General features: G+C 53.7%; 3 protein-coding genes and 2 pseudogenes. All 5 read right to left on the bottom strand.

What is annotated here, in order from left to right; genetic code table 11:
* Positions 1-542: 542 nt before the first annotated feature.
* Complete coding sequence (locus AU511_RS16520; protein WP_094110334.1) at positions 543-1304, bottom strand: amino acid ABC transporter ATP-binding protein; 762 nt, start codon at positions 1302-1304, stop codon at positions 543-545.
* A gap of 8 nt (positions 1305-1312) precedes the next feature.
* Complete coding sequence (locus AU511_RS16515) at positions 1313-2401, bottom strand: amino acid ABC transporter permease (RefSeq protein WP_094110333.1); 1089 nt, start codon at positions 2399-2401, stop codon at positions 1313-1315.
* A 15-nt stretch (positions 2402-2416) separates the two neighbouring features.
* A pseudogene (locus AU511_RS18035) lies at positions 2417-2971 on the bottom strand (ABC transporter permease subunit); the annotation flags it as partial.
* Between the two features lie 71 nt (positions 2972-3042).
* Positions 3043-3595, bottom strand: a pseudogene (locus tag AU511_RS18030) (ABC transporter permease subunit); the annotation flags it as partial.
* 66 nt (positions 3596-3661) lie between these two features.
* Positions 3662-4615 (bottom strand): amino acid ABC transporter substrate-binding protein (locus tag AU511_RS16505; RefSeq protein ID WP_139829413.1); only part of this gene is annotated, 954 nt, incomplete at its 5' end.

The following is a 4615-nucleotide window of genomic DNA, read 5'->3' as shown; positions in this document are numbered from 1 at the left end:
CCCTGAGCCTGCCCAGACCCTGTACTTGTTCTCCTTGTCCTCCTCCTCCTCCTCGGTATCCAGCATTGTCCTGAACGACGCTGCATTTATCCCCGGCTCACTTATCATCGGATGTCCCGAGGCGGTGACATTTAGCTCCGGGCGAAGGACCAACCAGAAAGAAAGTTGCCATACGGTACTGCCGGGCGGGTCATGCTATTGGTTCCAAGCCAAACTCAGCCCAGGTATTGATCGTGAAATGAAGGGGTAGACATAAGACGCCGTACGGAGAGTCCCAAAGACAAGGGTTGTACGGGTCGGGTCGACAACATCGTGGCTGATCTCATGACGTCAATCCAAACTCTGTCGCAGCTGTACCGTGCCCAGTCTGATCAGGTCAGCGCTGAATTCGATAGCAACGTGGGATACTCAATGGGTGGCAAACGGGCGCTAACCACGTGAATTTCTTAGCTCACCGGCTCCCCCGATGAATATGTGTACTTTTTCCTCGCTGAAATATTGATGAACCGAGGCCCATTCGACGCATGAGCCTCGGTAAAAGGCTAGTGCAGAATCTGCGCCAGGAAAGACTGAGTTCGCTCCGATCGCGGATTGGAGAAGAAGATCTCCGGCGGCGCCTGTTCGACGATTTCACCCTGATCCATAAAGATCACTCGGTTAGCGACTGTACGCGCGAATCCCATTTCATGGGTCACGCACAGCATAGTCATACCGTCTTCGGCCAAACCAAGCATAGTATCCAGCACCTCTTTGACCATTTCAGGATCTAACGCCGAGGTGGGCTCGTCAAACAGCATGATCTTGGGTCTCATACACAAGGAACGCGCGATAGCGACACGCTGTTGCTGGCCTCCGGAAAGCTGTCCCGGGTACTTATGCGCATGGGCCGAGATGCGAACGCGTTCCAGATAATGCATTGCCAGCGCATCGGCCTCTTTTTTCGGCATGCGATGTACCCAGCTAGGCGCCAGAGTACAGTTTTGCAAAACGGTGAGATGCGGGAAAAGATTGAAGTGTTGAAACACCATGCCGACTTCCGTTCTGATCCTTTCCACGTTACGGCTGTCGTTGTTCAGCTCAATGCCATCGACAACAATTCGTCCTTTCTGATGTTCTTCCAGATGGTTGATACAGCGGATCGTCGTTGATTTTCCCGACCCTGATGGGCCACACAGAACAATGCGCTCACCTTGTTTCACCTGAAGGTTGATGTCTTTCAGTACGTGAAAATGACCGTACCACTTATTCACGTTTTCCAACGTAATCATATAGTCAGCAGATTGTGTTAACGCATTCTGATTCATGGGTGACCTCAATGAGACTTATGTCCGGTATCAAACCGTTTTTCCAAATGTTGGCTATAGCGCGACATGCTGAAACAGAAGATCCAATAGATCAGCGCGGCGAAGACGTAGCCTTCGGTAGACATTCCCAGCCAGGCGGGATCGACCGTAGCCTGCTGGATACTGCTGAACAGATCGAATAGCCCGATGATGATCACCAGACTGGTATCTTTGAACAGCGAAATAATGGTATTGACCAGACCGGGGATAACCATTTTTAGCGCCTGAGGCAGGATGACCAGAAACTGTATTCGCCAGTATCCCAATGCTAGCGACTGTGCTGCTTCATACTGCCCTTTCGGCAACGCTTGAAGACCGCCGCGTACCACTTCCGCCACATAGGCGGATTGGAACAGAATGACTCCCACCAAGGCGCGTAACAGTTTGTCTATGTTGGTTCCTTCCGTCAGGAACAGCGGCAGCATCACAGAGGACATAAACAGCACGGTGATCAGCGGCACCCCACGCCAGAATTCAATAAATCCAATGCATAGCATACGGACGATAGGCATGTCCGAGCGTCGGCCCAGCGCCAGCAATATCCCGAGCGGCAAAGCGCCCGCAATCCCCACTGCGGCGATGATGATCGTGAGTGTGAGTCCGCCCCATTGGCGTGTTTCTACGTGAGGTATCCCGCCAAATCCGCCGGACAGCAACCCCCAAGCGATGAATGGGTAGACAATGCACCATCCGGCGATATAACGGCCGCGATGCGGCATCTGTTTCCAGAACATGGGGAAAATGCTCAACAGCGCCAGCACCAGCGCGAAGTTGATTCGCCAAATCTCTTCGGGGGGATAGAGGCCATACATAAAGTGGCCGATGCGGGCGTGAATAAACACCCAGCAGGCTCCTTCGCGGGTACAGTCATTGCGGGTTGCGCCCACCCAGTTGGCGTCGAGGATCGCCCAGTTAAGAAGCGGCGGCACTCCTTTCCACAGTAGCCACAAACAGAGAATAGTTAGCAGGCTGTTGGGGATGCTGGAAAACAAATTTCGTCTAGCCCATGCGATGGCGCTGCTAACAGGCGCCGGGTGCTTTGGTGTATGTGAAATCATGTTAACCCTGCTCCTCTAGCGCTCAATTAAGGCGATTTTGCGGTTATAGATATTCATCAGCAGCGAAATGAGCAGGCTGATAATCAAATAGACCGACATTGTCATGGCAATCGTCTCAATCGCCTGACCGGTCTGATTCAGAACCGTACCGGCAAACAGCGACACCATATCCGGGTAGCCAATCGCGGCGGCGAGGGAAGAGTTTTTCACAATATTCAGGTACTGGCTGGTCAGCGGCGGAATGATGACGCGCATTGCCTGAGGCAGGATAACTTTGCGCAGAGTAACCGTTTTTGGCAGGCCAAGCGATAACGCCGCTTCATGCTGGCCATGTGATACCGACTGAATACCAGAACGGATGATTTCGGCGATGAAGGATGAGGTATAGACCGAAAGCGCCAGCGCTAGCGCGGCGAGTTCCGGGATCATGACCATGCCGCCGTTGAAGTTAAACCCTCTTAATTCCGGGAATTCCCAGTTCAATGCACGGCCGAAGACGATATGCGCCAGACCCAGCAGTAACGCAAGGAGCAGCAGTGGCCACGGCCAGTTTCGGCGATGGATGCCAGTCTCGCGGTGATAGCGCTGATTCCTGCGAATGATGAGACCGGTTGCGATTGCGGTCATTACTATGGCGAGTAGGGCCGGCAAGGCGCCAGGCCCGAAATCCGCTGCCGGAACATATAATCCGCGGTTACTCAGAAACACGGCATCCAGCGCACTTACCGCTTGGCGAGGCCCCGGTAGATTGCGCAGTACTGCGAAGTACCAGAAGAAGATCTGCAGCAGAGGGGGAATATTGCGGAACGTTTCGATATAGACGGTGGAGAGCTTACGCAGCAGCCAGTTGTCTGACAGTCGGGCAAGGCCGACCATAAACCCCAATAAGGAGGCACAGATGATACATATGGCCGACACCAACAGCGTATTCAGCAAGCCGACGATGAAGACGCGGGCGTAAGTATCGCCCTGCTGATAGTCGATGAGATGCTGAACAATGCCAAATCCGGCGGCGTTATCCAGAAAAGCAAAGCCGGACGTAATGCCTCGCTGCGCCAGGTTGGTGATCGTGTTGTGCAATAGATAGGCTGCGAAAGCCAGTACAGCGATGACAGCGACGATTTGGTACAGCCAGGCGCGCACCGCAGGATTAGTCAGTGATAAATCACCTTTTACGGTTGGGCGTTGCAGCATGATGAAGCCTCGGTAGCGGTCAAACGGGAGCACGGCGGTCAGGCCGTGCCCGATTTACTTGGGGGATTAGCGAACAGCGGGCGCGTATTGGATACCGCCTTTGGTCCACAATTCGTTCAGTCCGCGTTTGATTTTCAACTCGCTGCCCAAACCGACGTTGCGTTCGAAGACTTCACCGTAGTTACCGACCTGCTTAATGATTTTGTAGGCCCAGTCAGCGGGTAATTTGAGATCTTTCCCGTAATTTCCCTCTTTGCCGAGCAGGTGAGCCATATCCGGCGTGGTCGGTTTAGCCTGCATCTGGTCAACGTTCTGGGAGGTGATGCCCATCTCTTCTGCATTTAGCATGGCAAACAGGCTCCAGCGCACGATGGAAAACCACTCCTCGTCCCCACGGCGAACAACGGGTCCCAGCGGTTCTTTGGAGATAACTTCAGGTAGCACGATATATTCGTTGGGATTGGCCAATTTAATGCGTAGTGCATACAACTGAGACTGGTCGGAAGATAGCGTGTCGCAGCGTCCGGACTCCAGGGCTTTGGCGCTTTCATCGGAGCGGTCGAAGGTCACCGGTGTGTACTTCATGCCATGAGTTTTGAAATAGTCAGCGACGTTCAGTTCAGTATCGGTCCCCGCCTGAATACAAACCGTCGCGCCGTCCAGCTCTGTCGCGCTTTTCAGCCCGGCTTTATTGTGGGTCAGGAAACCGATGCCGTCATAATAAGTGACGCCGGTGAACAGCATACCCATGCCCGCGTCCCGCGAAGAGGTCCATGTCGTGTTGCGCGACAGCAGGTCTACCTCGCCTGACTGTAGTGCCGTAAAGCGTTCTTTGGCGGTCAGCGGGGTAAATTTTACCTTATTGGCATCGCCGAAAACGGCAGCCGCGACGCCCCTGCAAACATCGACATCAATACCCGCATATTTGCCGCTGGCATCGGCATAGGAAAAACCCGGCAAGCCATCGCTGATACCGCATTGAACAAAGCCTTTTTTCTGTATGGCATCCAGCGTGGCGCC

The sequence above is a fragment of the Lonsdalea iberica genome, assembly GCF_002111585.1.
Taxonomy (GTDB): Bacteria; Pseudomonadota; Gammaproteobacteria; order Enterobacterales; family Enterobacteriaceae; genus Lonsdalea; species Lonsdalea iberica.
Note: the sequence above shows the minus strand (reverse complement) of the source record. Positions and strands in the feature narration are given on the sequence as shown.

Bases quoted from the DNA above. Each gene is read 5' to 3' on its own strand.
- AU511_RS16515 (WP_094110333.1), bottom strand. From the start codon at position 2,401: ATGATTTCACATACACCAAAGCACCCGGCGCCTGTTAGCAGCGCCATC.
- AU511_RS16520 (WP_094110334.1), bottom strand. From the start codon at position 1,304: ATGAATCAGAATGCGTTAACACAATCTGCTGACTATATGATTACGTTG.